Consider the following 27,000-nt stretch of genomic DNA (forward strand, 5'->3'; position numbering starts at 1 on the left):
ATGGTCGAAACCTTACTGGAAGTACGTAACCTGAGTAAGACCTTTCGCTATCGCACCGGCCTGTTTCACCGTCAGACCGTCGAGGCGGTTAAACCGCTGAGCTTTACGCTGCGCGAAAAGCAGACGCTGGCGATTATCGGTGAAAACGGCTCGGGCAAATCGACCCTGGCAAAAATGCTCGCGGGCATGGTCGAGCCAAGCGGCGGTGAAATACTGATTGACGATCATCCTCTGGAATTTGGGGACTACTCTTTTCGCAGTCAGCGCATCCGGATGATTTTTCAGGATCCGTCGACGTCCCTGAACCCGCGCCAGCGTATTTCCCAGATCCTGGATTTCCCGCTGCGGTTGAATACCGACCTGGAGCCGGAAGCGCGTCGCAAACGGATTGTCGAAACCCTGCGTCTGGTAGGCCTCCTGCCCGACCATGTCAGCTATTACCCGCACATGCTGGCCCCGGGCCAAAAACAGCGTCTCGGTCTGGCCCGCGCGCTGATCCTGCGCCCGAAAGTTATTATCGCCGACGAAGCGCTGGCGTCGCTGGATATGTCGATGCGTTCGCAGCTCATTAACCTGATGCTGGAGTTACAGGAAAAGCAGGGGATCTCTTATATTTACGTGACTCAGCACCTGGGCATGATGAAACACATCAGCGACCAGGTGCTGGTGATGCACCAGGGAGAAGTGGTCGAGCGCGGCAGTACCGCTGACGTACTGGCCTCCCCGCTCCATGACCTGACAAAACGCCTGATTGCCGGACACTTTGGTGAAGCATTGACGGCGGACGCGTGGCGTAAAGATCGTTAGCCGTTGCGTAACCCGCTTGCCAGCAGAGTAAACACCTCTATGGCATGCGGAAGGGTCTTCTGCGGTTCATCACTCGCGGCAATAAGCAGAGCCGCATTCAGCGCAGCGCCGTTCAGCAGATGGGCTGCGACTCTGGTATCCATCTTTTTGATTACGTTGCACTCCATCATTTTTTCGATGGTCTGACGGGTCGACTCAAGGCAGTTGTTCTGGCTGGGCCATTGCGCCGGGTCGCCCAGAACAGCCGGGCCGTCAAGAAGGACGATACGCTGAACTTCCGGAACGAGCGCCATTTTGATATAGGCGATGCCCTCCGCCAGCAGTCGCTCCCAGTCATCATCGGCGGCGGCGGCAATCGCTTTCGCGTTTGCTGCCATTTCGCTGTCTATCTGCGCGACCACCGCCGCCAGTAATCCCTTCTTGTCGTTGAAATTATGATATAGCGCGCCGCGTGTTAACCCCACGCTTGCCGTGAGTTCATCCATTGACGCTGCGGCATAGCCTTTTTCAGCAAATGCCTTCCGCGCCGCCTGAATCATTTTCTCGCGATTTTCCTGGGCCGTTTCAGCACGACGTTTTGTAGCCATGGGACTTCCTTCATTAAGCGGTAATTATAATTTGACATACGCGGCGTATGTGGATTACATTTTTGACATACATCGCGTATGTTACTTCTACTGCGTAACCACAACAATACCTCTGACAGAAAAGGAAAAGCCATGCATCCACGTGACCCCGTCTTTCCGGCTAATCGACATGCCCTCTATGAAGAGCATGGCTATTCAGCAGCAATCCGCTCTGGCGATCTGTTATTTGTTTCCGGTCAGGTTGGCAGCCGCAGCGATGGCACACCTGAACCCCACTTCCCAGCTCAGGTGCAGCTGGCGTTCGATAATTTACGGGCGACTCTGGCAGCCGCAGGGTGTACTTTTGACGATCTGATTGATGTCACGACGTTTCATACCGATCCTGAAAACCAGTTCCCCGCCATCATGGAGGCAAAAAAACTGGCGTTTCCGCACCCCCCCTACCCAAACTGGACAGCAATAGGCGTTAACTGGCTTGCGGGTTTTGATTTCGAAATTAAGGTTATCGCCAGGATCCCTACGCCCGCGAATTAACATCTGGCAGCAAACTGATTTACCGTTAAGCTATCACTGACGCACAAATGAAAGACAGCATCAGCAACTATATTCTCTCCTGGGTAGAAGAAAATAACTTTACTATTTTACACATCGGTGATTTGGTTGCAGATATTGGATACAGCAGAAGAACCATCGAAACATGGTTTAAAGAGAAGTATCGGCTCTCTTTAGGTGAATATATTCTCCGACGGAGGTTAAGCCGTGCCGCCATTATGCTGAGAATGACGTCGATTCCGGTGACGGATATTGCGTATTTATTCCATTACCAGAGCAGTCAGGGATTTTCCAGAGCCTTTAAAAAAATGATGGGGCTGACACCCTCTGAGTACAGATGTGCCAGAGGGTGGAATTTTGACATCTTACAGCCCTCTTTTTTATTAAGCGAACATGAAACGCCTGAGCTCGAGGTCTGCTATCTGGATGAAACGTTTATCTATACGCATGAATTTATCGAACACGATCATCTTTTTGATACCTCAGTGCATGATATTACTAAAAAAATCAAAAAGCTCCTGACAGAAAACCGCCATGATATCGATAAAATTATTCTGATGCCCCGCCGCCCCGAGTTAGGCAAAAGCCGATCGTATCTGGTCGAGGTATTAATATCGTACGCGTTACAAAGCGACACGGTGACAAATAAAAAATCCTGCATTGTGCGTGGGAGATACGCAAGAATGCCCTTTAGCGGTAGCTGGGAAATCTACAGCGCGTTTAACAAGATTGCCTTCGTTAAGGCGATGGTAAATCAACGCCTGACGTTGCGCGACGGTATTTACCTGATGAAAATTAATGGGTACAGCGATGAGTGTGTCGATTTTGATGTTTTCATCCCCATCCTGTAACCTCAGCTTCATTCAGCCTGTCTGGTAACAATTCTGTTTTTACCGTTGTGCTTAGCCTCATACAACGCCTCGTCCACGTCACGCATAATATCATTGCCGTTGACGTTATTCTGAATGGCTGAGCACACGCCGATACTTAATGTGACCTTTACAGGGAGAGCATAATGATAGCCCGGCCCGGTGCGCTGTTGAACGTTCTGGCGAATACGCTCTGCGACGGCAATAGCCTGCTTACCGTCGGTATCCGGCAGCAGCAGACCAAATTCCTCGCCTCCCAGTCGGGCAAAGATGTCGTTATCGCGAATGCTGTCTTTGATAATATCCACGACCGCCAGAATCACGCGATCCCCCACAAGATGGCCCCAGTTATCGTTAATCGACTTAAAGTTGTCGATGTCCAGCATCATAATGCTGGTCCCCTTTTCTGTCCTGAGGGAGCGGACCCGCGGAAGTGCCTCATAAAAATATTTACGGTTGTAGATCTGAGTAAGCGGATCGCGATCAACCCGATCGCCGAAAATTTTCAACAGGTTAAAGACATGGAACATTAAGGTACAAATCACAAATAATTTGCTGAGGACCTCTACTGCCCGGCTGATATACCAGAGCGACAGATTGTAGGTATCAAGCAGTAAGAGGAAAAAATTGTAAACGATGGCGGAAAGGCAAACCACAATAATACTGTTCCAGATCCCGGACGCCAGGCGTGTCACAGAGATCATATAACAAAGTAAAGCCGACCAGAGCAGGATCAGAACGTTTAAGTACCTGATATCCCAGACAGGATAATGATGTTCATCTTCGTATGCTGCAATCGTTAATGTCCAGGCCGGATGGTAGCTGCTGAGATAATGGGCCAGCATCGGAAACATAACCAGTGTCATCATTAATGCTAACGTCATGCTGATCTTATTTCGGAATCTGAGCGTGGATCGTCTCGTGATTTTTTCCACACGGACCGCCAGCGCCAGTAATACGATAAAGCTCAGCTGCCGAAAAAAATAGAATACCGCCGTATCGTTGGTTTTTGCCGCCTGGGTAAAACCAGCATGCTCCGGAAGCTGAATGACAATGATCGTCTCAATGAAATAAACCAGCCCACTAAGAAATGCCAGGCTCAGAATGAATAAGGAAAAACGCGATCGGTCGGAGGCATACAGCATCTGGATAAAAATAAAGATAATGGTATCCAGAAAGAACAGCGCAATCATGACGATCAAATAGGTGGTCATAGGCACCCTGAAACCAGGATTATCATTCACGCAAAAGGAGTTCACCGCGATTATAAGCGCAAAAAGCGCCGCACCTGACAGCATGATCAGTTTTTCGGCCAACGTTATATTTTTCATCTTCCTTCTTACCGCACACAGATAAAGACGCAAAATGGCATAGCCGTTATCGACCCTCGCGCAATTTTAAAGCGTTTAAAGGGCTAAACGGATCATTTTGCGCAAAAGGCGCTGGACACATCAGCATGAGGGCGGCGTCACGGTGCCCGCTGGTTGGATGAGGCGAACCCCGCGTGCGGTGATATACTGCTGGGATACACACGAAACGGCCTGATGAAGAGTCAGTTCAACCTCTTCCGTGAGCCCATTCACGGCGCAGGAGCGAGAAATATCGTGACACATGGGGCTGTGAGTGGGCTATAATTTCGAGCTAATTTCGAATGATTTTGAAATACTGCCTGTAACGCTATGAATTACAAGGCAAAATAAGCAATGAATATAAGGATTAAAGCTATGGGTTTTCTTTCCGGTAAGCGCATTCTGGTGACTGGCGTTGCCAGCAAACTGTCCATCGCATACGGCATCGCACAGGCAATGCATCGCGAAGGCGCTGAGCTGGCGTTCACCTACCAGAACGACAAGCTGAAAGGCCGTGTTGAAGAATTTGCCGCGCAGCTGGGTTCCAGCATTGTTCTGGAATGTGACGTTGCACAAGACGAAAGCATTGATGGCATGTTTGCTGAACTGGCAAAAGCATGGCCGAAATTCGACGGTTTTGTTCACTCCATCGGCTTCGCTCCTGGCGACCAGCTGGACGGCGACTATGTGAACGCGGTTACCCGTGATGGCTTCAAAATCGCCCACGACATCAGCTCCTACAGCTTCGTTGCAATGGCAAAATCCTGCCGCGCGATGCTGAACCCGGGCGCAGCCCTGCTGACCCTGTCCTACCTCGGCGCAGAACGTGCTATCCCTAACTACAACGTTATGGGTCTGGCGAAAGCGTCTCTGGAAGCCAACGTGCGCTACATGGCGAACGCAATGGGTCCTGAAGGCGTGCGTGTTAACGCTATTTCTGCGGGTCCAATCCGTACCCTGGCCGCTTCCGGTATCAAAGATTTCCGTAAAATGCTGGCACACTGCGAAGCGGTTACCCCGATTCGTCGTACCGTTACCATCGAAGATGTGGGTAACTCTGCGGCATTCCTGTGCTCTGACCTTTCCGCAGGTATCTCCGGCGAAGTGGTTCACGTTGACGGCGGCTTCAACATCGCTGCAATGAACGAGCTGGAAATCAAATAAGCTTGTCACTCTCTTCCCGCCAGGGAAGAGAGTTTCTCACCGCCCCGCTCCTCGTTATTCCGTTCTGCTATTTGTTATCACCTAACAATATTTTTCCCCTCATCCGCCTTACGCCAGGATATTGATCGCCATTTTGAGATCAAGGAACGCCCATGGAACAACGCCGTTTTTCCGGCAAAGGCCACTGGTATCATGAAACCCAGTCGAATCATTCGCAGACGGACGTTCTGCCGCTGGTGCCCGAAGCCGCTAACGTCGACGACCGTTTTTTGCTCGATTTAGCCCTGCCCGATGACATTCTCGCAAGCTGTGCTGGTTGGCTTGCGCCTGCCCGAACCCTGTGTCATCTTTTGTTCCCGCTTGATACTCCCGTGAGCCGTCTGCATACGCTCAGCGCCTACGACAGGCTGAGCACGGCATTAACGGTTGCCCAGGCGTGTGGTGTTCAGCGGCTCTGTAACCACTACGCTGCCCTGCTCGCCCCTCTTCCGGGGCCGGACTCCTCCCGGGAAAGCAATCGACGCCTTGCAGAAATTACCCAGTATGCCCGCCAGTTAGCAAGCTCACCCGATGTGATCGATGACAAAGCCCAAAACCAGCTTGATGAGGTTGGACTCACAACGTATGACATTGTGCTTATCAACCAGATCATCGGCTTTGTCGGTTTTCAGGCGCGAGTGGTCGCGGTATTTCAGGCATTGCTTGGCCATCCGGTACGCTGGTTGCCCGGGCACCACATTCAGCCCCATACGCTGCCGGTTAGCTTCAGCAGATGGACCGCCACGCTACCTGCGGTAGAGCTAAAATATGCCAGTGCGCTTCAGCTTGAGGCGCTCTCACGCTGGCAGGCGGAACCGGCGCTTGAAGCGCTCACCCCTGTGCTGTGTCATGAGCCGATGCTGCTTAATCTGACGGGCGAAATTCTGCTTAACCATCCGCTAAGTGAAGGCCCCGCGTCTTCGATGATCTCAGCCGCTCTTGCGCTGCTCGTCGCCTCTCCGGATCGCTTTAGCGCCACCCAGTTAACGCCCCTGACCGGGTCAGGTCTCTCGCCAGAGAAGGCCATCAATCTGCTAACCCGAGATGCATTTTATGGCTGGCTGGACCGTCTGCGCGTGGCGCTCGGCAAAGAGGAATAACCATACTCTTTACCTAAAGAGCGCTTGCTGTAGCCGTGAGATTCGCGTAAAACTGTCAGCCGCTCAATGGCTACGAAAATAGAACATTATGTTTCAGGACAACCCGCTGCTAGCGCAGCTTAAACAGCAACTGCATTCCCAGACGCCGCGTGCAGAAGGGGTCGTAAAAGCCACGGAAAAGGGCTTTGGCTTTCTTGAAGTTGACGGGCAGAAGAGCTACTTCATTCCGCCTCCTCAGATGAAGAAAGTGATGCATGGCGACCGCATTTCGGCCGTTATTCATACCGAAAAGGAACGAGAGTCTGCCGAGCCGGAAGCACTGATCGAACCTTTCCTGACCCGCTTTGTCGGTAAAGTGCATAAAAAAGACGATCGTCTTTCCGTCGTGCCGGACCATCCTCTCCTGAAAGATGCTATTCCGTGCCGCGCCGCGCGTGGCGTTGAGCATGATTTTGTTGAGGGTGACTGGGCGGTTGCTGAGATGCGCCGTCATCCTTTAAAAGGCGATCGCGGTTTCTACGCCGAGCTTACCCAATACATTACCTTCGGCGACGACCATTTCGTCCCATGGTGGGTGACGCTGGCGCGCCACAACCTCGAAAAAGAAGCGCCTGATGGCGTGGCGACTGAAATGCAGGACGAAGGTCTGGAACGTCGCGATCTGACGGCGCTGGACTTTGTCACCATTGACAGCGCCAGCACCGAGGATATGGACGATGCGCTGTATGCCGAAGAGACAGCCGATGGCAAACTGCATCTGACCGTCGCCATCGCCGACCCTACCGCATGGATTGTCGAAGGCAGCAAGCTGGACGAAATGGCCAAAGTGCGCTCGTTCACCAACTACCTGCCGGGCTTTAACATTCCGATGTTGCCGCGTGAACTCTCCGACGATCTTTGTTCGCTGCGTGCGCATGAAGTACGTCCGGTGCTGGCATGTCGGATGACCATTGCGGCTGACGGTACCATTGAAGAAGATATTGAATTCTTCGCCGCCACCATCGAATCCAAAGCCAAGCTGGCCTATGACGACGTGTCCGACTGGCTGGAGAACACGGGCAACTGGAAACCCGAGTCGGACAACATTGCCGCACAAATTCGTCTGTTGCACCGCGTCTGCCTGAGCCGCAGCGAATGGCGTCAAACTCACGCGCTGGTCTTCAAAGATCGTCCGGACTACCGTTTTGTGCTGGGTGAAAAAGGTGAAGTGCTGAATATCGTCGCTGAGCCGCGCCGTATTGCCAACCGCATCGTTGAAGAAGCGATGATTTCCGCCAACATTTGTGCTGCACGCGTGCTGCGCGACAAATTAGGCTTTGGCATTTACAACGTGCACACCGGGTTTGATCCGGCGAACACCGAAGCGCTGGCTGCCCTGCTGAAAACCCATGACGTACACGTCGATCCTGAGGAAGTGCTGACCCTGCAAGGTTTCTGCAAACTGCGCCGCGAGCTGGACGCACAGCCGTCAGGGTTCCTCGACAGCCGTATTCGCCGCTTCCAGTCCTTTGCGGAAATCAGCACCGAGCCTGGCCCGCACTTCGGCCTTGGCCTTGAGGCTTATGCGACCTGGACCTCCCCGATCCGTAAGTACGGCGACATGGTTAACCATCGTCTGCTGAAAGCGATCATCAAAGGGGAATCTGTTGCCCGCCCACAGGATGGTACGACATTGCAGATGGCAGAACGTCGCCGTCTCAACCGTATGGCGGAGCGTGATGTCGGCGACTGGTTGTACGCGCGCTTCCTGAATGATAAGGCAGGGACTGATACCCGTTTCCCGGCTGAAATCATTGACATCAGCCGCGGCGGTATGCGCGTTCGCCTGGTGGATAATGGCGCCGTTGCCTTTATTCCTGCCCCGTTCCTGCATGCCGTCCGCGACGAACTGGTTTGTAGCCAGGAAAACGGGACCGTGCAAATTAAAGGCGAAACGGTTTACAAGGTCACTGACGTGATTGATGTCACCATCGCTGAAGTGCGCATGGAAACCCGCAGTATTATCGCGCGCCCTGTCGCCTGATAACCGCGTAAACTTCCGGCCGTTCCGTTAAGGGATGGCCGGGAGTTCTCTCCTGAATTATCTCCCGCAAAATCATCGTTTTTTCTCACACTTTTCTGTTTCCCATCGCCACATTTCTCCAGAATTATCTACAGTAAAAGAGAGCCGTCATTGTCGACTGCAAATGAATAATTTGTGCGCTACTCAGCAGCCGCGGGAGAAAACGTGATGGACGATCTGGAGCAGAATTTGCTGTTTCGTTACATGGGTACGCATAGCCCCTGGTGGCGACTGACAGCAGACAGCAATGCTCTGCATCTTGCTGCCAGTGAAAGCGCTGACATCATTCAGGTGGTTGCGCTGGATGATGAACAGGCCGCGCTGATCCGCCAGCTCACCGTAATCACCTCCAGCATTGCCATGACCCTGCCTTTGTACGGTGTGGACGTTCCCGTTCATCTTGTCGGCCGTAAAATTAACAAAAATGAGTGGGCAGGAACGGCATCAGCCTGGAACGATACCCCTTCCGTTGCGCGCGACCTGGCGCAGGGGCTCTCCTTCGCCGAACAGGTAGTTTCCGAGGCTAACTCCGTGATTGTGATCCTCGACCAGAACGGGAATATTCAGCGCTTCAACCGTTTAAGTGAAGAATATACGGGCCTGAAGGAACAGGAAGTTATCGGGCAAAACGTGTTCAAACTGTTTATGAGCCGCAGCGAAGCCGCGGCCTCCAAACGCAACATCACCGGTTTTTTTCGTAACGGCAGCTCCTACGAAGTTGAACGCTGGATCAAGACCCGCAAGGGGCAGCGCCTGTTTCTCTTCAGAAATAAATTTGTTCACAGCGGCAGCGGAAAAAATGAAATTTTCCTCATCTGTTCAGGTACCGACATAACCGAGGAGCGTCGGGCCCAGGAGCGCCTGCGCGTTCTCGCCAATACGGATACGATTACCGGTTTGCCTAACCGAAATGCCATCCATGAGCTGATCTCTGATGCCATCACCGCTCGGGGTGACACGCAGGTTGGCGTAGTTTACCTCGATCTGGATAATTTTAAAAAAGTGAACGATGCCTATGGGCATATGTTTGGCGACCAGCTGCTACAGGCCGTTGCGCTGGCGATCCTGAGCTGCCTGGACGAAGGACAAACCCTGGCGCGCCTGGGTGGGGATGAGTTTATCGTGATGGCCACCGATACCTCGCAGGGCGCGCTGGAAGCGATGGCGTCGCGAATACTGACCCGACTGCGTCAACCTTTCCGCATCGGGCTGATTGAGGTTTACACCGGCTGCTCGCTGGGCATCGCGCTTGCGCCCCAGCACGGTAACGATCGCGAAAGCGTCATTCGCAATGCCGACACCGCCATGTACACCGCCAAAGAAAATGGCCGGGGCAAATTCTGCGTCTTCTCGCCAGAGATGAACCAGCGCGTATTTGAATACCTGTGGCTGGATACCAACCTGCGTAAAGCGCTGGATAACGATCAGCTGTTAATCCACTACCAGCCCAAAATGACCTGGCGCGGCGAAGTCAGAAGTCTGGAGGCGCTGGTGCGCTGGCAGTCGCCAGAGCGTGGCCTGATCCCGCCGATGGAGTTTATCTCCTATGCCGAGGAATCAGGGCTGATTGTGCCTCTGGGCCGCTGGGTTATGCTTGATGTGGTGCGCCAGGTAGCAAAATGGCGCGACAAGGGGATCAACATGCGCGTCGCGGTCAACGTCTCCGCCCGTCAGCTGGCGGACCAGACCATCTTCAGTGACCTGAAGCAGGCGCTGAAAGACCTGAATTTTGAATACTGCCCGATTGACGTGGAATTAACCGAAAGCTGTCTCATTGAAAATGAAGAACTGGCCCTGTCAGTGATCCAGCAATTTAGCCGCCTGGGAGCGCAAATTCATCTGGATGACTTTGGTACGGGGTACTCTTCCCTGTCGCAACTGGCGCGCTTCCCTATCGATGCCATTAAGCTTGACCAGTCTTTCGTGCGGGATATCCATAAGCAGTCCATTTCACAGTCGCTGGTGCGTGCGATAGTCGCCGTGGCGCAGGCGTTAAATTTGCAGGTCATTGCTGAAGGGGTGGAAAGTGCAAAAGAAGACGCCTTTCTGACGAAGAATGGCGTCAACGAACGGCAGGGTTATCTTTTTGCTAAGCCCATGCCCGCTGCCGCATTCGAGCGATGGCTAAAACGTTATCAGGCCAGGAATGTCCGTTAGCTGGCTTTGCGTAAGCCCGTCGCCTGATGGCGATTTTGCAGCATAACCAGCCGCTCCATGTAGGCGATATCCTTCGGTTCAAGGCAGAAGGCGGCATCAACCCAATCCTCAGTAATGTCCATCAACTCGCTTCGCGGAAGTGGCAGCACGCGCGTACGTGCACGCAGCATGGCCCTTACGCCGTTCAGCTTCGGCTGTAGCGTGTCGATAAACGTCCGCACCGAAACATAGCTCTGTAACGGCTCAAATAAGAGATCCACAAGACCATGCTGCTCATACCATTCCGCCGTATGCGTCTCACCTTTGTAGATCAGCGCCTCCGCCATTTTCATGCCGGCACGACGCGCCACCAGTGAATAGCCGCCCATGCCCGGGAACAGATTGAACGCGATTTCCGGAAAGCCTAATCGGGCATCGCGCTGGGCCAGAATGAAATGATGCGCCAGCGCGGCTTCAAACCCGCCCCCTAAAGCGCTTCCTTCCACCATAGCCAGCGTGACAGCGCCGGTATCAAACCCTCGCGAGGCGGCATGAACGCAGTCCACACAGGCCCGGGCATAGGCGCGTAACGCTTCGCGTCGGTTGTTTTTGATGCACTCAACGAAGAACTGTAAATCACCGCCGGTATTGTAGATGTCGGGGACCAGCGATCCGGTGACCCAAAAATCAACGACAAATCCGGACTGTCGAACCAGCCAGGAGAGATTCATGATCTCCTCGATCAGCGCATGGTTGAAGCAAGGCCGTGGCGTGGCGCGTAACATCATCCACACCGTACGCCGTTCGGCCTCATAATAAGCCGCCAGTTGAGTGAATCGTTCAGCATCAGTAAACAATGTGCAGGTTGTCTGGTTGATAACTGTCATAGTCGAATTCCTCTTATAAAAAAGCGCGTTGCGCGCAGTTTTAGACTAATCCACCCCTACAACCCGCAGCAGACGGGGGTTAAATTTATCACTTTCATTTATGGGCTTTGGTTATTGCATTTTTTACCTTCTCTTTTGAATCAATTTTCTGCATCATTGATAATATTAACTTTTCGCTTCAGGGTGAGCTTATGTCTAACATTGATGCAACAGCCGTGGCGCAGCGTATTGATACTGTGCTGGATATTCTTGTCGCAGGCGATTATCACTCTGCTATCCGTAATCTTGAGATCCTCAAGTCTGAACTGCTGGCTGAGAACGGCGCTGATAACGCTCCAGAATCCACTCAACCTAAAGCCCCGTGGGAAGTGTAACCACGTCGTTTCCGACCTTGCCTTTTAAATGGATGCTATGAACTCCCGACAACAAATCATTTTGCAGATGGTGATCGATCAGGGACGCGTAAGCGTGGTCGATCTCGCTAAAGCCACCGGCGTTTCTGAAGTCACCATTCGTCAGGATCTGAATCTTCTGGAAAAACAGAGCTACCTGCGGCGTGCGCACGGATATGCCGTTCCACTGGACAGCGACGACGTTGAAACCCGCATGATGAACAATTATGCGCTCAAGCGGGAGCTGGCGGAGTTTGCTGCATCCCTGGTGAATAACGGTGAGACCGTCTTTATTGAAAATGGCAGCAGTAACGCCCTTCTGGCGCGCACGCTTGCCGATCAAAAAGACGTTACCATCATCACCGTAAGCAGCTATATTGCCCATCTGTTGAAGGATACTCGCTGCGAGGTGATTCTGCTGGGCGGCATTTACCAGAAGAAAAGCGAAAGCATGGTGGGGCCATTAACGCGCCAATATGTTCAGCAGGTTCACTTCAGTAAGGCATTCATAGGTATTGACGGCTGGCAGCCCGACACCGGCTTTACCGGCCGCGACATGATGCGTTCAGACGTGGTTAACGCCGTACTCGCCAAAGAGTGTGAAGCGATTGTGCTGACCGACAGTTCTAAATTTGGCGCCGTACACCCTTATACGATGGGGCCGGCCTCGCGCTTCAGCCGTGTAATCACGGATGAGCGTTTGCGTGATGAATATCGCCAGCAATTAGAACAAGACGGTCTGACTGTCGATATTGTAAAAAAAACGGCCTGATTATCCTGCTGCGCCCGAATAATGGGCGCACTTAAACCTTTCTCTGAGAGTATTCCGACCCTTCCTTTAAGAGTTTTTACCTGTTGAAACCGTTCTAAACACGTAAAATTAATATTAGCGATATAACAGGAAGTGACTATCACCTGCGTGATGATGAAACGCCTGCGCGACCAGCTTTCACGGGAACAGAATTTAAGAATGGATATTGTCTATACTTAAAGTGCATTCCTTTCCGTGAATCGATAATTCAGGAGAAAGTATTATGACCTTTACCAGCAAAAAATTAGCCGCCGCTGTTCTGGCAATCACTGTAGCAATGTCCCTGAGCGCTTGCTCTAACTGGTCTAAACGTGACCGTAACACCGCGATTGGTGCCGGTGCTGGTGCGCTTGGTGGTGCAGTATTAACGGATGGTAGTACGCTGGGTACATTAGGTGGTGCTGCCGTAGGTGGTATTATCGGTCACCAGGTGGGCAAATAATCACCATAACGGCTCTCAGCGGCATAATAATATATTAAGTATTTTCAGGTCTGACTTACGCACGTAAAAAAAAGAGCCACGGCAATGTCCGTGGCTCATTTATTTTAGCCGCCCGCCAGTTTGACTTTCATTCCTTTGGCTTCCAGCAGCGTTTTAATTAAATCTCGTTTATCGCCCTGAATCTCAATAATGCCGTCTTTTACTGCCCCACCGCATCCGCACTTCTTTTTAAGCTCAGCGGCGAGCTTTACCAGGTCTGCATCATCCAGGTCAATGCCGGTGACAAGGCAAACGCCTTTCCCTTTTCTGCCGCTGGTCTGGCGCTGAATTCGCACGATACCATCGCCTTTTGGACGTTCAGCTTTCTCTTTTGGCTCTTCAATGCGCCCGGTATCCGTTGAATAGACCAGACGACTGTTGGCGTCACGCATTATGCCCCCTTTTTCAGTGATGCATTAATCGCTTTCAGGGTCTCTGCCGGATGAGCGGATTGCGTCACCGGGCGACCAATCACCATATAGTCTACACCCGCGCTCAGCGCCTGCTCTGGCGTCATGATACGTCGCTGATCCCCTGACTCGCTGCCTGCTGGACGAATACCTGGCGTCACCAGTTTAAAATCGCGGCCTAACTCAGATTTGAAGCGAACCGCCTCCTGAGCCGAACAGACCACGCCATCGAGACCACACTGTTGCGTGAGGCGCGCCAGACGCTCTGCATGTTCGGCAGGTGACAACGTCACACCCAGGTCGCGCAGGTCGGATTCATCCATACTGGTCAGCACGGTGACGGCGATCAGAAGCGGAGCGTCATTACCAAACGGCACCAGCGCTTCGCGCGCAGCCGTCATCATGCGTGCCCCGCCCGATGCATGTACGTTAACCATCCACACGCCGAGTTCAGCTGCCGCAGCAACGGCGTGCGCAGTGGTATTTGGAATGTCGTGGAATTTCAGGTCGAGGAAAACGTCGAAACCACGTTGATGCAGATCGCGGACAATTTGTGGGCCGAACAGCGTAAACATCTCTTTGCCTACTTTCAGACGGCAATCGCGGGGATCAATGCCATCAACAAAGGCCAGTGCGGCGTCACGGTTATTGTAATCCAGAGCAACAACTACGGGAGAATCGGTAACTACGCGGGAAGTGGAGGATGTAACAGACGTCATGACCAGCCCTTTTCGTCTATGGGCGCGCAGCGGCGCGGAACAGATAAACGGCGTGCATTCTACCTGCCCTCGGGGTAAATGAACAGAATCGAATGCTTTTCCTGCTGAACCCCAGACCGCACGGTGCTGATGGAATTACTGTAACCATTAGTATGTTGTAACTAAAGTGCAGCGTTTTAAAAAATTACTGTCCGTCCAGACCTCGGATTGGCTTAATGGTGGACCACGCCCGGCAGGAAGGGCAATGCCAGTAGAGCGAATAGGCGGTGAAGCCGCATTTCTGGCAGCGATAGCGCGGTTTGCTGCGCACCTGTTCACCCACCATGTCTCGCAGCACCATCAGGCTCTCTTTAGCGCGCCCTTCTTCTGCGTCATTAAGGTGGTAATCCATCAGCTTATGGAAGACACGCATGGTAGGATGACGCTGCAACTGACGGGTAATGTATACCTGGGCGGTATCGCTCCCTTCATGCTCTTCGACGACATCTGACAGCATCAGCTCGGCTGTGGCACCTGTATTCTCTTCAACACAGCGACGCAGAAACGCAACCCACTCGTCCTGCTTACCGAGCTGCTGATAGCAGGTTTGCAGCATTTCCAACGTTTCGCTGACCAGCTCTTTGTCCTGATCGATAACGCGAAGCAGGCTCTCCACGGCTTTGGCGTAATCACCGTTAGCCATAAAGACCCGCCCCATCATGATCGAGATGCGCGCGCTGTTGCGATCGGCCGCTGCGCCTTTCTTTAACAGTGCCATGGCTTTATCCATGTCATCGCTACCCATCTGCTGGAGAGCCAGCTCGCAATAGAAGTGGGCAATTTCGACGCGCTGTTTGTCTTTGCCGAGTTTGACCAGCCGTTCAGCGGTATCAATCGCTTTTTGCCAGTCGCTGGTGGCCTGATAGATTTGCAGAAGCTGCTGAAGCGCACCGATACGGAAGTCCGTCTCATCCACCAGCTGAGAGAACATATCCTCGGCGCGATCGTAAAGCCCCGCGGCCATGTAATCCCGCCCAAGCTGCTGCACGGCCAGCAACCGTTGCTCATAGGTCAACGAAGCGCTTTCCATCAAGGTCTGGTGGATACGAATGGCACGGTCAACCTCTCCGCGCGAGCGGAACAGGTTTCCCAGGGTGAGATGCGCCTCAACGGTGCCGGTATCCTCTTTAAGCATATCGAGGAACAGATCCACCGCTTTATCCTGCTGATTGCTCAGCAGGAAGTTCACCCCCGCTACGTAGTCACGGGAGAGTCGGTTTGCTTCATCCTGTTTTGTTTGTTGCGCGCTTCTGCGGCCCATATACCAGCCATAGGCTGCGGCGACAGGCAAAAGCAGAAACAACAACTCCAGCATATTCGATTATTCCTTGACTACCGGCACACCAGAGCTCGCCGGAATGTCAGACGCAGGCGTAAGTTGATGTTCAAGTCGTTTAATTTTACGTTCAGCGCGAACAAGAGAAACACGAACCTTAAGCCAGAACAGGCCGCATACAAGCCAGCCGATGACAAACCCCGCCGCGAATAACACAGCCAGCAGGCTCGACACCCGGTACTCGCCCTGCGCCAGCAGATAGTTGAAACTTACCTGTTGATCGTTTTGCGCGCCCAATGTGACCGAAATGACAAAAATCGCCAACACCAGTAAGAAAATGAGTAAATATTTCACATGACTTCCCGTTATGTGGTTCGAGCGTATAAAGCGTGTTCAACTCACTGCAATCAGCCTTATAAGCTACCATTTTAGTGGCGGGCGCGAAATGGAAAAAGTAACGCGCCCTACATGGATTTATGGTCAAAATGCGGAATATCAACCTTCAGGTTCCGCCAGACTCCCTTTCGGCTATTTCTTCCTTCTCTTCCGGCGGCGGCGTCAATGGTCCACAAAAACGTTGTGCAAGCCAGGTCGCCAGCGTCACCAGTACCCACGAGATCAGCGTTGCCACCACCAAATCACGCGGCCAGTGCATCCCCAGCAGCATCCGGCTGCCCATTACGCCTGTCGCCCAGACCAGCAAAATCGCAATCGTGAGGGTACGCCGACGCGGCCACAGCAGTCCCACGCCAAGTAGCGCCCAGCTGGCAGCAAACATCGTATGCCCGGAAGGAAACGCAAAGCCGGTCTCTTTTTGCCAGTGTTTGCGTAAAAAGGTCGGGATATCCTGCTGTTCCGCAAGCTGCTCCTTTACCAGCGCACCGCGATCTTTACGCTTTAAATTGTAGAACTCATCCACCGGAACATGGTGCGTTTTTTCCAGCCAGACGACGAAAGGACGGGGTTCCTGCACGCGATCTTTCACCCACGACTTCACCCCCTGCCCGATAAGTATGGCCCCGCCGAGAATGGCAAACAGTACCAGCGCCGCGCGAAGGCGAAAGCGCAGGCACCACAGGAACCAGCCACAGAGCAGCACGTGCGTAATAATCCCCCACGGCTGGGTGACCGTCTCGGTTATCCAGTATAAGGCTTTCAGCCACGTCTCGTTTTGTCCGGGCTGCCACATCCAGCCGGAGAACCAAACGACCAGGGGGATAACGAGCAATACGGCGGCGCCGGCGGCCGTTCGTCTGGCAATTGAAAGCATGTCCTCTCCTTTTTCACTAAGCACCACAATCATAACTGAATTTCATCATTCAGGTGGATATGTCGGATTGTGCGTTTAACGTTTGTAAAGCGTGGTGGTGATTAGGTGAAGTTGCCGGGCTTGTGGCAAAATAGTCCAATACAGAAAGCATAATGGGGCAAAGGCACGAAACGTGTCAGCCTGGTCTGGAGAATCACATGCAGCTTAAACGTGTGGCAGAAGCCAAACTGCCAACCCCATGGGGCGATTTCCTGATGGTGGGTTTTGAAGAACTGGCAACCGGGCAAGATCACGTCGCCCTGGTATTCGGCGACATTTCGGGGCAAACGCCGGTGCTGTCCCGCGTTCATTCAGAGTGTCTGACCGGTGACGCGCTGTTCAGCCTGCGCTGCGACTGCGGTTTTCAGCTTGAAGCCGCCCTTTCTCATATAGCAGAGGAAGGACGTGGCGTTCTGCTGTATCACCGTCAGGAAGGTCGCAATATCGGCCTGCTGAATAAAATCCGCGCCTACGCGTTGCAGGATCAGGGCTACGATACCGTCGAAGCGAACCATCAGCTCGGCTTTGCTGCTGACGAGCGCGATTTCACCCTGTGCGCAGATATGTTCAAGCTGCTGGGCGTGGACGAAGTGCGTCTGTTGACCAATAACCCGAAAAAAGTGGAAATCCTCACTGAAGCGGGCATCAATATCGTGGAACGCGTACCGCTGATTGTCGGCCGAAACCCGAAAAACGCGCATTATCTCGATACCAAAGCCGCCAAAATGGGGCATTTACTGAGCGAGTAAACGCAAAACGCCCGGCACATGTGCCGGGCGAATTTTCAGTCCAGCATCTTACGAATCACATAATGTAAAATGCCGTCGTTCTGGTAATAGGTCAGCTCTGTTGCCGTATCAATACGACACCGGCAATCCAGCACTTCTGTCGTACCATCTGCGCGCGTTAATTTCACCGGAACGGTTTTACCCGGTTGCAGATTTTGCAGACCGCTGATATCAATCTGCTCTTCCCCGGTCAGACCCAGCGTTTTACGCGTCACGCCCTGCGGGAACTCCAGCGGCAGGATCCCCATGCCGATCAGGTTTGAGCGGTGGATACGTTCAAAGGATTCGGCAATCACCACGCGAACCCCGAGCAGACGCGGACCTTTTGCCGCCCAGTCGCGACTGGAACCGGAGCCGTACTCTTTACCGGCAATAACGGCCAGCGGCGTCCCCTCCTGCTGATACTTCATGGCTGCGTCATAAATTGAAATGACCTCTGTATCCGGCAGGTGGCGCGTCATGCCCCCTTCCACGCCCGGAACCATTTCATTGCGAATGCGGATGTTGGCAAAGGTCCCGCGCATCATCACTTCGTGGTTACCACGGCGCGAACCGTAGGAGTTGAAATCGCGACGTTCCACGCCACGGCTTTGCAGATATCGACCTGCCGGACTGTCCGCCTTGATGCTCCCAGCCGGAGAGATATGGTCGGTGGTGACGGAATCGCCCAGCATCGCCAGGATCCGCGCGCCGTGAATATCTTTCAGCGGTGCAGGCTCCGCCAGCATTTCGTCGAAGAATGGCGACAGGCGAATATAGGTGGAATCATCCTGCCAGTCATAGGTATCGGAACCCACCACGTCGATCGCTTTCCATTCCGCTGTGCCTTCGAACACTTCCGCATACTCTTTGCGGAACATCTCGGTGGAAACTTTCTCAACCGCGCGCGCAATTTCACGCGATGATGGCCAAATGTCTTTCAGATAGACCGGTTCATTTTTGCGATCGTGACCAATCGGATCGGTCGCCAGGTTAATGTTCATGTTTCCGGCCAGCGCATAGGCTACAACCAGCGGCGGCGAGGCCAGCCAGTTGGTTTTCACCAGCGGATGAATACGCCCTTCAAAGTTTCGGTTACCAGAAAGTACCGCGCCAACGGTCAAATCACCCTGCCTGATCGCCACTTCAATAGGCTCAGGCAGTGGACCAGAGTTACCGATACAGGTCGTACAGCCGTAGCCCACCAGGTTGAAGCCCAGCTCGTCGAGGTAAGGCGTGAGTCTGGCCTGCGCCAGATAATCGGAAACCACTTTCGAACCAGGCGCCAGAGAGGCTTTAACCCACGGCTGTGGCTTGAGCCCCAGTTCTACCGCTTTTTTTGCCAACAGCCCGGCAGCCATTAACACACTCGGGTTGGACGTGTTGGTACAGGAAGTGATAGCGGCGATCACCACGGCGCCGTCAGGAAGCTGATACTGATGCCCGTTCAGAACATAGTCCACCGGACGGTGATCTTTTTGCGCGGCGTTAACCTCCAGCTCATTGCTGGCGGCAAAGGCTTTGGGAACGTTGCTCAGGGCGACGCGGTCCTGCGGACGTTTTGGCCCTGCGAGGCTTGCCTCAACGGTGCCCATATCCAGTTCCAGCGTACTGGTAAATACCGGCTCGTCACCCGGGTTACGCCACATGCCCTGCGCTTTGGTGTAGGCCTCAACGAGAGCCACCTGCTCCTCGCTGCGACCACTGAGGCGCATATACTCCAGCGTAACGCTATCAATCGGGAAAAAGCCGCAGGTCGCGCCATATTCCGGCGCCATGTTGGCGATGGTGGCCCGGTCCGCCAGCGGCAAGGAATCCAGACCATCGCCATAAAATTCAACGAATTTACCCACCACACCATGCTTACGCAGCATCTGGGTGACCGTCAGAACCAGATCCGTGGCGGTGATGCCTTCGGACAATTTACCGGTCAGCTTAAAGCCCACCACATCGGGAATGAGCATTGATACCGGCTGGCCGAGCATGGCCGCTTCCGCTTCAATACCACCGACGCCCCAACCCAGAACGCCAAGGCCGTTAATCATGGTTGTGTGTGAATCGGTGCCCACCAGCGTATCCGGGTAAGCCACCCACTCTTTATCCTGCAATTCACTCCAGACGGCTTTGCCGAGATATTCCAGGTTGACCTGGTGACAAATGCCGGTGCCCGGTGGAACAACGCTGAAGCGGCTGAACGCCTGCTGACCCCATTTCAGAAATACGTAGCGTTCATGGTTACGTTCCATCTCCAGACGGACGTTTTCGCCGAAAGCATCGTCGTCACCAAAGTGATCGACGGTGACGGAGTGGTCAATGACGAGGTCTACCGGGGACAGGGGGTTAACCTTAGCAGTATCGCCCCCCAGACGCTTAACGGCTTCACGCATGGCAGCCAAATCCACAACCGCTGGTACGCCGGTGAAATCCTGCATCAGCACCCTGGCCGGGCGATAGGCAATTTCTCTGTCTGCATGTGCATTCTTCAGCCACCCTGCCAGAGCCTGGATATCCTCCTCGGTAACCGAGTCGCCATCCTGCCAGCGCAAGAGGTTTTCCAGTAAGACTTTCAACGACTTGGGTAACCGCGAAATGTCCCCAAGCGTTCTGGCAGCCAGCGGTAAGCTATAGTAGCGCCAGGTTTTATTTTCCGCCTGTAATGTGTCCTTACTGGCTTCGCGTAGGGTTAACGACATAAGCTCCTCCTTAAAAACAGGGATGTCCTGACAATCATCAGGGCTGTAATTAAAGATAACACAAAGATGTCGTAACGTTTTGATAACAACCCAAATTGATAAATTTAGGAATGGTCCAACACGAGGGATAAAACAAAAAACCCCGCCGTGGCGAGGTTTTACGATTTAGTGCAAGGCCAGCCAGAGGAGCTGACACCAGAAGAGGATCGACGCTGAGAATACGCCGAGCCATGACCAGTATTTTACGGTTGTCATGTTATTCATCATAGGGACACCAGACTTTAATTATTTAAGGTTGCGAGGTCTGCCCTCGTTCTATATTGCTGATGTGTATTTATTAAGGAGTACAAAAGCGCACAGTCTTTATTCAGACTATTTGCATCATTACGCAAAATTCAAAATTATTGTTTTTTGGGTTCGTCTTCCGCGAACACATCAATAAAGGCCTGCTGCTGTGGCGTCAGTTTCCAGGAAGCTGGCACGCTGGTTGCTGGCGCCTTACGGGCTTTGTGAGCATTGTCACGAAGCTGACACATCTCTTTTCTCGCTTCTGTACGCACCGTCATGACCATAATCAACCCCAGTAATTCCAGACAAGAAGAGCAACCACCACCCAGAACAGGGCAGAGCCAAGAAAGACCGCCAGCCAGGCTTTACGCTTAAGCGCGGGATCCCTTTGCGGTTCTTCACTTCCTGACGGCATTGCTAACCTCATACAATCGACATCGCTTATCATTTAGAGACCAAACAATTGGCACAAGTAATCATCTGATGAGATAAATCCTAAAGAAACTTTAGCCGAAAAGCCAGTGAATTTACGTATCTGGGCCTGGGAAAATTCAATCTTTTGACCCGAAATAAATAATTGAAAAGAATAATTTGCACACCTGTAAATTAGTTTCTACTTTTGTCGCAAATTTGCGACAGTAAAACCATAGTCATTTAATGGGTTATGACGATATATGACAGTGGACGTAGATGATGATAATTCTAATTCAGGTTTAAAGGGGAATGACGGTATCTTTCCGTACCAGAAAGATACCGGGTGTGATTATTTGGCGGGAAGTTTAATGTCTTTAAACATCTCTTCGATGTCTTCATTGGAGCGTAACGCTACAGCTGTATCCACCACGTCGCGCGTTAAATGTGGCGCGAAGCGTTGAATAAAATCATACATATAGCTGCGCAGGAACGTGCTGCGACGAAAACCTATCTTGGTGGTGCTGTGGCTGAAAATATCATGCGCATCCAGACGCACCAGATCCGGGTCTGAGACAGGATCCACCGCCATGCTGGCAATAACCCCAACGCCCAGGCCCAGACGCACATACGTTTTTATGACGTCCGCATCCGTCGCCGTAAAGACAATCCGTGGCGTTAATCCGGCGCGGTTAAACGCGGTGTCCAGTTCAGACCGGCCCGTAAAGCCGAACGTATAGGTCACCAGCGGGTATTGCGCCAGTTCTTCGATTGTCACTTCGCCCTTCCCCGCCAGCGGGTGCTCCGGGGTCACAACAATAGAGCGGTTCCAGTGGTAGCACGGGAGCATGACCAGATCATCGTACAGATGGAGCGCTTCCGTCGCGATAGCGAAGTCTGCATTACCTTTAGACACGGCCTCTGCGATTTGCGTCGGTGAGCCCTGATGCATATGCAGGGAAACGCGGGGATAGCGTTCGATAAAACCTTTGATCACCCCGGGAAGTGCATAACGCGCCTGGGTGTGCGTGGTGGCAATATACAGAGAGCCTTTATCCGGCCAGGTATGTTCCCCGGCAACGGATTTAATGGCGTCGACTTTGGAGAGTACTTCCCGTGCGATGCGTATGATTTCCTGTCCAGCCGGCGTGACCTGAGTCAGGTGCTTACCGCTGCGGGCAAAGATCTGAATACCTAACTCATCCTCCAGCATACGCACCTGCTTGCTGATGCCGGGCTGCGAGGTATAAAGACCCTCTGCGGTGGAAGAGACATTGAGGTTATGATTGACGACCTCAACGATATAGCGAAGCTGCTGTAATTTCATGCCAGACCATCCGATTTAGCGCATGCGTCAATCGCTTAAGACGATTTGATAATAAGAAACGGGTTAACTATAACCACTATATCATTTATAGCCAGGCTGTATAGTACGGAACAAAAAATAATAATTACGTAATAAAAAAGGGCCGGAAGTCCGGCCCTTTCACAGGTAAGTTACGGTAAGGGAAGATTATTTCTTGCCTTCAACCCATTTCCCGTCGACGAAGAAGGCTGACCATCCGGTCGCTTTGCCCTCTTTCTCTGCCGCCACGTACTGCTGCTTCGTTTTACGGCTGAAGCGCACCACGGTTTTGTTGCCTTCCGGATCCTGCTGTGGCGCATCGGCCAGGTAACGCAGTTTTTCCGGCAGACGGTCACGGAAGCGGTACAACTCTTCTACCAGCGGCGCACGGGTTTCGCGCGATTTCGGGAAGGTGTTGGCCGCCAGGAATACCCCGGCAGCGCCGTCACGTAGCACGAAATACGCGTCTGACTTCTCACACGGCAGCTCAGGAAGCGGAACCGGATCTTCCTTCGGCGGCGCAACTTCACCGTTACGCAGGATCTTACGCGTGTTTTTACAGTCGTCGTTGGTGCATGCCATGTACTTACCGAAGCGTCCCATTTTCAGGTGCATTTCGGAACCACATTTCTCACACTCAACGATCGGACCGTCATAGCCCTTAATGCGGAACTCACCTTCTTCGATCTCATAACCATCGCAGGTCGGGTTATTGCCACAAACGTGCAGTTTGCGTTTTGGATCGATCAGGTAGCTGTCCATCGCCGTGCCGCATTTCTTACAGCGGCGTTTGGCGCGCAGTGCGTTAGTCTCCGCATCGTCCCCTTCCAGCACGTTGAGAACTTCGTTCTCCGGCACGAGGTTGATGGTGGTTTTGCAACGCTCTTTCGGTGACAGCGCATAACCAGAGCAACCGAGGAACACGCCCGTGGTCGCGGTACGGATCCCCATTTTACGGCCACAGGTTGGGCAGTCGATGCTCGTCAGTACCATCTGGTTCGGCAGCATGCCGCCCTCTTCAGGATCTTTCTCGGCTTTCTCAAGCTGATTGGTAAAATCGCTGAAGAAGCTGTCGAGAACTTTCTTCCACTCTGCCTTATGGCTGGCAACCTCATCAAGGCTGTCTTCCATCTGCGCGGTGAAGTCATAGTTCATCAACTCGCGGAAGTTCGCTTCCAGACGGTCGGTGACAATCTCCCCCATTTTTTCAGCATAGAAACGACGGTTCTCAACGCGAACGTATCCACGATCCTGAATGGTCGAAATGATTGACGCATAGGTGGACGGGCGACCGATGCCGCGTTTTTCCAGCTCTTTCACCAGCGATGCTTCGCTAAAGCGCGCAGGTGGCTTGGTGAAGTGCTGAGCCGGGACCAGATCAACCAGCGACAGCTCGTCACCTTTGTTGACTGAAGGCAGCGTTCTGTCTTCATCACCTTTACGCAGCGCAGGCATCACTTTTGTCCAGCCGTCGAAGCGCAGAATACGGCCGCGCGCTTTCAGGCGGAAATCACCCGCGCCGACGGTCAGCGTGGTGGAGTCGTATTTCGCTGGCGTCATCTGGCAGGCTACGAACTGGCGCCAGATCAGCTGATACAGCTTCTGGGCGTCCGCTTCCATATCTTTCAGCGATTCTGCCAGAACGGAAACGTCAGAAGGTCGAATCGCTTCGTGCGCTTCCTGAGAATTCTCTTTGCTGGCGTACTGATTAGGACTGTCCGGCAGATATTTCTTACCGAAGTTGTCCTCGATATAGCCGCGCACCATGTTGACAGCGTCCTGGCTCAGGTTGGTGGAGTCAGTACGCATGTAGGTGATGTAACCCGCTTCATACAAACGCTGGGCCATCATCATGGTTTTCTTCACGCCGTAACCCAGACGCGTACTCGCCGCCTGCTGAAGCGTTGACGTGATAAACGGTGCGCCAGGCTTGCTGCTGGTCGGTTTGTCTTCACGATCCAGAACCTGATAACGCGCTTTTTCCAGCAGCGCCACGGCGGCCATGGTCTGATCGCGATTTTCAGGTCGGAACGGTTTGTCGTTGTGGTGGCTCACCTGCAACGGCAGCGCATCGCCGCCCGGCGTGGTGACATTCGCATCCACTTCCCAGAACTCTTCCGGGACGAACGCTTTGATCTCGCGTTCACGCTCAACAACAAGACGAACAGCAACAGACTGCACACGCCCCGCAGACAGGCCGCGAGCGACCTTTTTCCACAGCAACGGCGAGACCATGTAGCCTACAACGCGGTCCATAAAGCGACGCGCCTGCTGAGCGTTAACACGGTCGATATTCAGTTCACCCGGCTTTTCAAACGCCTGACGAATCGCATTCTTTGTAATTTCGTTGAACACTACACGGCTGTAGCGTTTGTCATCACCCCCGATCACTTCCCGCAGGTGCCATGCGATGGCCTCCCCTTCGCGGTCAAGGTCGGTTGCGAGATAAATGTGGTCTGCTTTTTCAGCAAGCTGTTTCAGCTCGTTAACGACTTTTTCTTTGCCTGGCAGCACTTCGTAATGTGCATCCCAGTTGTGCCATGGGTTAACACCCATGCGGTTGACAAGCGCGCTACGTTCATCCTTTTTAGGCTTTTTAGCCCCTTTGGTGGAGGTAGAGTCTGCGCTCTTTTTGCTGGCTGAGCCACTGGTCGGCAAGTCGCGAATGTGACCAACGCTGGACTTAACCACGTAGTCATTGCCCAGATATTTATTGATCGTTTTGGCTTTTGCCGGGGACTCAACGATGACGAGAGCTTTACCCATATTCACCTTTACCTAATTTAATTCTTCCAGGAATACGCCGCACGTTGATTTCCCTTCCGCTGACGACGAGCCATTGATATTGCGACGTCGTCAGGGGATATCAACCCCTATGTGTTACCGAACGTCAGAATGGCGACATCCAGGTCATTGAGTTTTCGGGTATTTTTCTCACATCAAAGTTCATTCGTGACGAATTCCCGGTCGAATGTCAAGCAATTCTGTTGCCAGAATGACGAAAGCGCACACTGTACCTGATAAAATTCGTTACGCAACTTTATTAGCATGCAAAAGCAAATCCCGCCAGCCAGCCCCTGTTCCTTATCCCCTCGGATAACAGGGAAAATTTGCCCCCGAAGCGACCCAGGCGTAGACTATTGTCACTGTTTAAGGAGTGGAATATGCAGAATACGACCCAACCCATTGACCGAGCTTCACTGCTTATCGAAGCAAACAAACTCATTCGCGACCATGAAGACACCCTGGCGGGGATTGAAGCGACTGGCGTGGAACAACGTAATGGCGTGCTGGTGTTCAGCGGTGAATACTTCCTTGATGAACAAGGATTACCCACCCCAAAAAGCACCGCCGTATTTAACATGTTTAAATACCTGGCGCATACCCTCTCAGAGAAGTACCACCTGGTCGATTAAAACGAAAACGCGAGGCATCTGCCTCGCGTTTTTCTTTACAGCAGCGGCTTTTGTCCGCGCTGCAACCAGCGTAGCAGCAGGCGATCCGCGCTTTCTGCCGCGCTATTGGTAAAACGGTCGAGCAGGCGCTTACGTCGGGTGAAGCGCACCCCCACCAGCTCACGGCCGTCCATCAGGTTGAGCAGGAGGTCGTCGCTGGTACCCACTTCATCCACCAGCCCTTTCTCCTGCGCCTGCGTGCCGTACCAGTGTTCGCCCGTAGCCACCTGCTCAATGTCCAGCGTTGGGCGCATGCGGTGCACGAAATCTTTGAACAGATGGTGGGTTTCGTTCAGATCTTCCCGGAATTTCTGCCGTCCCTCTTCGGTATTTTCGCCGAGCAGCGTCAGCGTACGTTTGTACTGGCCCGCCGTATGCAGTTCAATGTCGATCTCTTTATTTTTCAGGAAACGATTGAAGTTAGGGATCTGCGCGACTACCCCAATCGAGCCGATAATGGAGAACGGTGCCGCGACGATTTTATCCGCCACGCACGCCATCATATAGCCGCCACTCGCCGCGACCTTATCTACCGCCACGGTGAGCGGGATCTGTTTATCCCGCAGACGTTGTAACTGCGAAGCCGCCAGTCCATACCCATGCACTACGCCACCCGGGCTTTCAAGGCGTACCACCACCTGATCCTGGACTGTCGCCACGGCCAGCACCGCCGTCACTTCTTCACGCAGTGAGGAGACTTCATGCGCATCCATGCTACCTTTAAAATCGAGCACATAGACGCGCGGTTTTGCGTCAGCCTGTGGCGTGGCGAGTTTAGCTTTCGCCTTCGCAGCTTTGGCGTCCTGCTTATGTTTTTTCTTCTGGGCTTTTAGCCACAGCTTCTGTTGATGATCGTCAAGCAGCGCCAGAGACATCTCCTCCTGCATCTCTTTATACTGTTCGCTCAGGCGGGTAATGCGTAACTCACCACGCTGACGCTTACGCTGCGTCAGGTTGACAATCAGGACGGCAATCACCGCGACAGCTATAACCACCGTCGCGATTTTGGCCAAAAACAACCCATACTGAGAAAGTAATTCCACGCGTTCCAC

The 27,000-nt window shown here is 53.0% G+C and carries 27 protein-coding genes; 12 read left to right on the forward strand and 15 right to left on the reverse strand.

The window, feature by feature from the left end; all coding sequences use genetic code 11:
* Positions 1-807, forward strand: coding sequence for a putrescine export ABC transporter ATP-binding protein SapF (sapF, locus tag SK47_RS11560; RefSeq protein ID WP_003856838.1), 807 nt, complete (start codon positions 1-3; stop codon positions 805-807).
* Here the strand turns inward: sapF and SK47_RS11565 are convergent.
* Complete coding sequence (locus tag SK47_RS11565) at positions 804-1,394, reverse strand: TetR/AcrR family transcriptional regulator (RefSeq protein ID WP_048244293.1); 591 nt, start codon at positions 1,392-1,394, stop codon at positions 804-806. The genes sapF and SK47_RS11565 overlap by 4 nt on opposite strands.
* Positions 1,395-1,526: 132 nt before the next feature.
* Here SK47_RS11565 and SK47_RS11570 point away from each other — a divergent pair, with 132 nt between their 5' ends.
* Together SK47_RS11570 and SK47_RS11575 are read left to right on the forward strand one after the other, a co-directional pair.
* Complete coding sequence (locus SK47_RS11570; RefSeq protein WP_032609346.1) at positions 1,527-1,928, forward strand: RidA family protein; 402 nt, start codon at positions 1,527-1,529, stop codon at positions 1,926-1,928.
* Positions 1,929-1,975: 47 nt separating this feature from the next.
* Positions 1,976-2,797 (forward strand): helix-turn-helix transcriptional regulator, encoded by an 822-nt coding sequence (locus SK47_RS11575; protein ID WP_032609347.1) that lies wholly within the window; start codon positions 1,976-1,978, stop codon positions 2,795-2,797.
* An 8-nt stretch (positions 2,798-2,805) separates the two neighbouring features.
* Here the strand turns inward: SK47_RS11575 and SK47_RS11580 are convergent, their stop codons facing one another.
* Positions 2,806-4,146, reverse strand: coding sequence for a sensor domain-containing diguanylate cyclase (locus tag SK47_RS11580; protein WP_032609348.1), 1,341 nt, complete (start codon positions 4,144-4,146; stop codon positions 2,806-2,808).
* A 393-nt stretch (positions 4,147-4,539) separates the two neighbouring features.
* Here SK47_RS11580 and fabI point away from each other — a divergent pair, with 393 nt between their 5' ends.
* The 4 genes from fabI to pdeR all read left to right on the forward strand — a co-directional run bounded on the left by fabI (position 4,540) and on the right by pdeR (position 10,686).
* Positions 4,540-5,328, forward strand: a complete 789-nt coding sequence (gene fabI / locus SK47_RS11585; protein WP_003856831.1) for an enoyl-ACP reductase FabI — start codon at positions 4,540-4,542, stop codon at positions 5,326-5,328.
* Positions 5,329-5,480: 152 nt separating this feature from the next.
* Positions 5,481-6,467, forward strand: coding sequence for a CMD domain-containing protein (locus SK47_RS11590; RefSeq protein ID WP_048244295.1), 987 nt, complete (start codon positions 5,481-5,483; stop codon positions 6,465-6,467).
* 88 nt (positions 6,468-6,555) lie between these two features.
* Positions 6,556-8,490 (forward strand): exoribonuclease II, encoded by a 1,935-nt coding sequence (locus tag SK47_RS11595; RefSeq protein ID WP_045346338.1) that lies wholly within the window; start codon positions 6,556-6,558, stop codon positions 8,488-8,490.
* 204 nt (positions 8,491-8,694) lie between these two features.
* Entirely contained in the window at positions 8,695-10,686 is a 1,992-nt protein-coding gene (gene pdeR / locus SK47_RS11600; RefSeq protein ID WP_003856827.1) for a cyclic di-GMP phosphodiesterase, read from the forward strand.
* Here pdeR and SK47_RS11605 read toward each other — a convergent pair.
* Positions 10,683-11,552, reverse strand: coding sequence for a crotonase/enoyl-CoA hydratase family protein (locus SK47_RS11605; protein ID WP_003856826.1), 870 nt, complete (start codon positions 11,550-11,552; stop codon positions 10,683-10,685). The genes pdeR and SK47_RS11605 overlap by 4 nt on opposite strands.
* Before the next feature lie 191 nt (positions 11,553-11,743).
* On the opposite strand from SK47_RS11605, the gene SK47_RS11610 reads away from it, so the two are divergent.
* The 3 genes from SK47_RS11610 to osmB all read left to right on the forward strand — a co-directional run bounded on the left by SK47_RS11610 (position 11,744) and on the right by osmB (position 13,197).
* Positions 11,744-11,926 carry a YciZ family protein gene (locus SK47_RS11610; RefSeq protein ID WP_003856825.1) on the forward strand — a complete coding sequence of 61 codons (183 nt, stop codon included), beginning with the start codon at positions 11,744-11,746 and terminating at the stop codon, positions 11,924-11,926.
* 37 nt (positions 11,927-11,963) lie between these two features.
* Entirely contained in the window at positions 11,964-12,716 is a 753-nt protein-coding gene (locus tag SK47_RS11615) for a DNA-binding transcriptional regulator YciT (protein ID WP_045350842.1), read from the forward strand.
* Positions 12,717-12,978: 262 nt separating this feature from the next.
* A complete protein-coding gene (gene osmB, locus SK47_RS11620) occupies positions 12,979-13,197 on the forward strand; it encodes an osmotically-inducible lipoprotein OsmB (protein WP_003856823.1) in 219 nt (72 codons plus the stop codon).
* A gap of 104 nt (positions 13,198-13,301) precedes the next feature.
* Here osmB and yciH read toward each other — a convergent pair whose 3' ends face one another.
* The 5 genes from yciH to pgpB all read right to left on the reverse strand — a co-directional run bounded on the left by yciH (position 13,302) and on the right by pgpB (position 16,950).
* Positions 13,302-13,628, reverse strand: coding sequence for a stress response translation initiation inhibitor YciH (gene yciH / locus SK47_RS11625; RefSeq protein ID WP_003856822.1), 327 nt, complete (start codon positions 13,626-13,628; stop codon positions 13,302-13,304).
* Complete coding sequence (gene pyrF / locus SK47_RS11630) at positions 13,628-14,365, reverse strand: orotidine-5'-phosphate decarboxylase (RefSeq protein WP_003856820.1); 738 nt, start codon at positions 14,363-14,365, stop codon at positions 13,628-13,630. The genes yciH and pyrF overlap by 1 nt, the downstream gene beginning before the upstream one ends.
* 184 nt (positions 14,366-14,549) lie before the next feature.
* Positions 14,550-15,719: a lipopolysaccharide assembly protein LapB gene (lapB, locus tag SK47_RS11635; RefSeq protein ID WP_003856819.1), complete on the reverse strand. Its 1,170-nt coding sequence runs from the start codon at positions 15,717-15,719 to the stop codon at positions 14,550-14,552.
* A gap of 6 nt (positions 15,720-15,725) precedes the next feature.
* Positions 15,726-16,034, reverse strand: a complete 309-nt coding sequence (locus SK47_RS11640) for a LapA family protein (protein ID WP_003856817.1) — start codon at positions 16,032-16,034, stop codon at positions 15,726-15,728.
* A gap of 148 nt (positions 16,035-16,182) precedes the next feature.
* The gene (gene pgpB / locus SK47_RS11645) at positions 16,183-16,950 is read right to left on the reverse strand and encodes a phosphatidylglycerophosphatase B (RefSeq protein WP_003856815.1); all 768 of its coding nucleotides are present in this window, start codon (positions 16,948-16,950) and stop codon (positions 16,183-16,185) included.
* A 197-nt stretch (positions 16,951-17,147) separates the two neighbouring features.
* Between pgpB and ribA the strand changes: the two genes are divergently transcribed.
* On the forward strand, positions 17,148-17,738 hold the full coding sequence (gene ribA, locus SK47_RS11650; RefSeq protein WP_003856813.1) for a GTP cyclohydrolase II: 591 nt from the start codon (positions 17,148-17,150) through the stop codon (positions 17,736-17,738).
* Positions 17,739-17,773: 35 nt separating this feature from the next.
* On the opposite strand, the gene acnA is transcribed toward ribA, so the two are convergent.
* The 6 genes from acnA to topA all read right to left on the reverse strand — a co-directional run bounded on the left by acnA (position 17,774) and on the right by topA (position 25,259).
* Entirely contained in the window at positions 17,774-20,449 is a 2,676-nt protein-coding gene (gene acnA, locus SK47_RS11655; protein ID WP_022651350.1) for an aconitate hydratase AcnA, read from the reverse strand.
* A 165-nt stretch (positions 20,450-20,614) separates the two neighbouring features.
* A complete protein-coding gene (gene ymiC, locus SK47_RS24325; protein WP_032103392.1) occupies positions 20,615-20,713 on the reverse strand; it encodes a small membrane protein YmiC in 99 nt (32 codons plus the stop codon).
* A 137-nt stretch (positions 20,714-20,850) separates the two neighbouring features.
* The gene (locus SK47_RS24110; RefSeq protein WP_006810843.1) at positions 20,851-21,021 is read right to left on the reverse strand and encodes a hypothetical protein; all 171 of its coding nucleotides are present in this window, start codon (positions 21,019-21,021) and stop codon (positions 20,851-20,853) included.
* 2 nt (positions 21,022-21,023) lie between these two features.
* The gene (locus tag SK47_RS11670) at positions 21,024-21,164 is read right to left on the reverse strand and encodes a YmiA family putative membrane protein (RefSeq protein WP_213083754.1); all 141 of its coding nucleotides are present in this window, start codon (positions 21,162-21,164) and stop codon (positions 21,024-21,026) included.
* A gap of 336 nt (positions 21,165-21,500) precedes the next feature.
* Positions 21,501-22,475: an HTH-type transcriptional regulator CysB gene (gene cysB / locus SK47_RS11675; RefSeq protein WP_003856808.1), complete on the reverse strand. Its 975-nt coding sequence runs from the start codon at positions 22,473-22,475 to the stop codon at positions 21,501-21,503.
* A gap of 186 nt (positions 22,476-22,661) precedes the next feature.
* Positions 22,662-25,259, reverse strand: coding sequence for a type I DNA topoisomerase (gene topA / locus SK47_RS11680; RefSeq protein ID WP_003856806.1), 2,598 nt, complete (start codon positions 25,257-25,259; stop codon positions 22,662-22,664).
* A gap of 398 nt (positions 25,260-25,657) precedes the next feature.
* Between topA and SK47_RS11685 the strand changes: the two genes are divergently transcribed.
* Complete coding sequence (locus SK47_RS11685) at positions 25,658-25,909, forward strand: YciN family protein (protein WP_003856804.1); 252 nt, start codon at positions 25,658-25,660, stop codon at positions 25,907-25,909.
* A 35-nt stretch (positions 25,910-25,944) separates the two neighbouring features.
* Here the strand turns inward: SK47_RS11685 and sohB are convergent, their stop codons facing one another.
* Positions 25,945-26,991, reverse strand: coding sequence for a protease SohB (gene sohB / locus SK47_RS11690; RefSeq protein WP_048244297.1), 1,047 nt, complete (start codon positions 26,989-26,991; stop codon positions 25,945-25,947).
* Positions 26,992-27,000: the final 9 nt, after the last annotated feature.

The organism is Enterobacter sp. BWH52, assembly GCF_001037565.1.
GTDB classification, from domain to species: Bacteria; Pseudomonadota; Gammaproteobacteria; order Enterobacterales; family Enterobacteriaceae; genus Enterobacter; species Enterobacter hormaechei_C.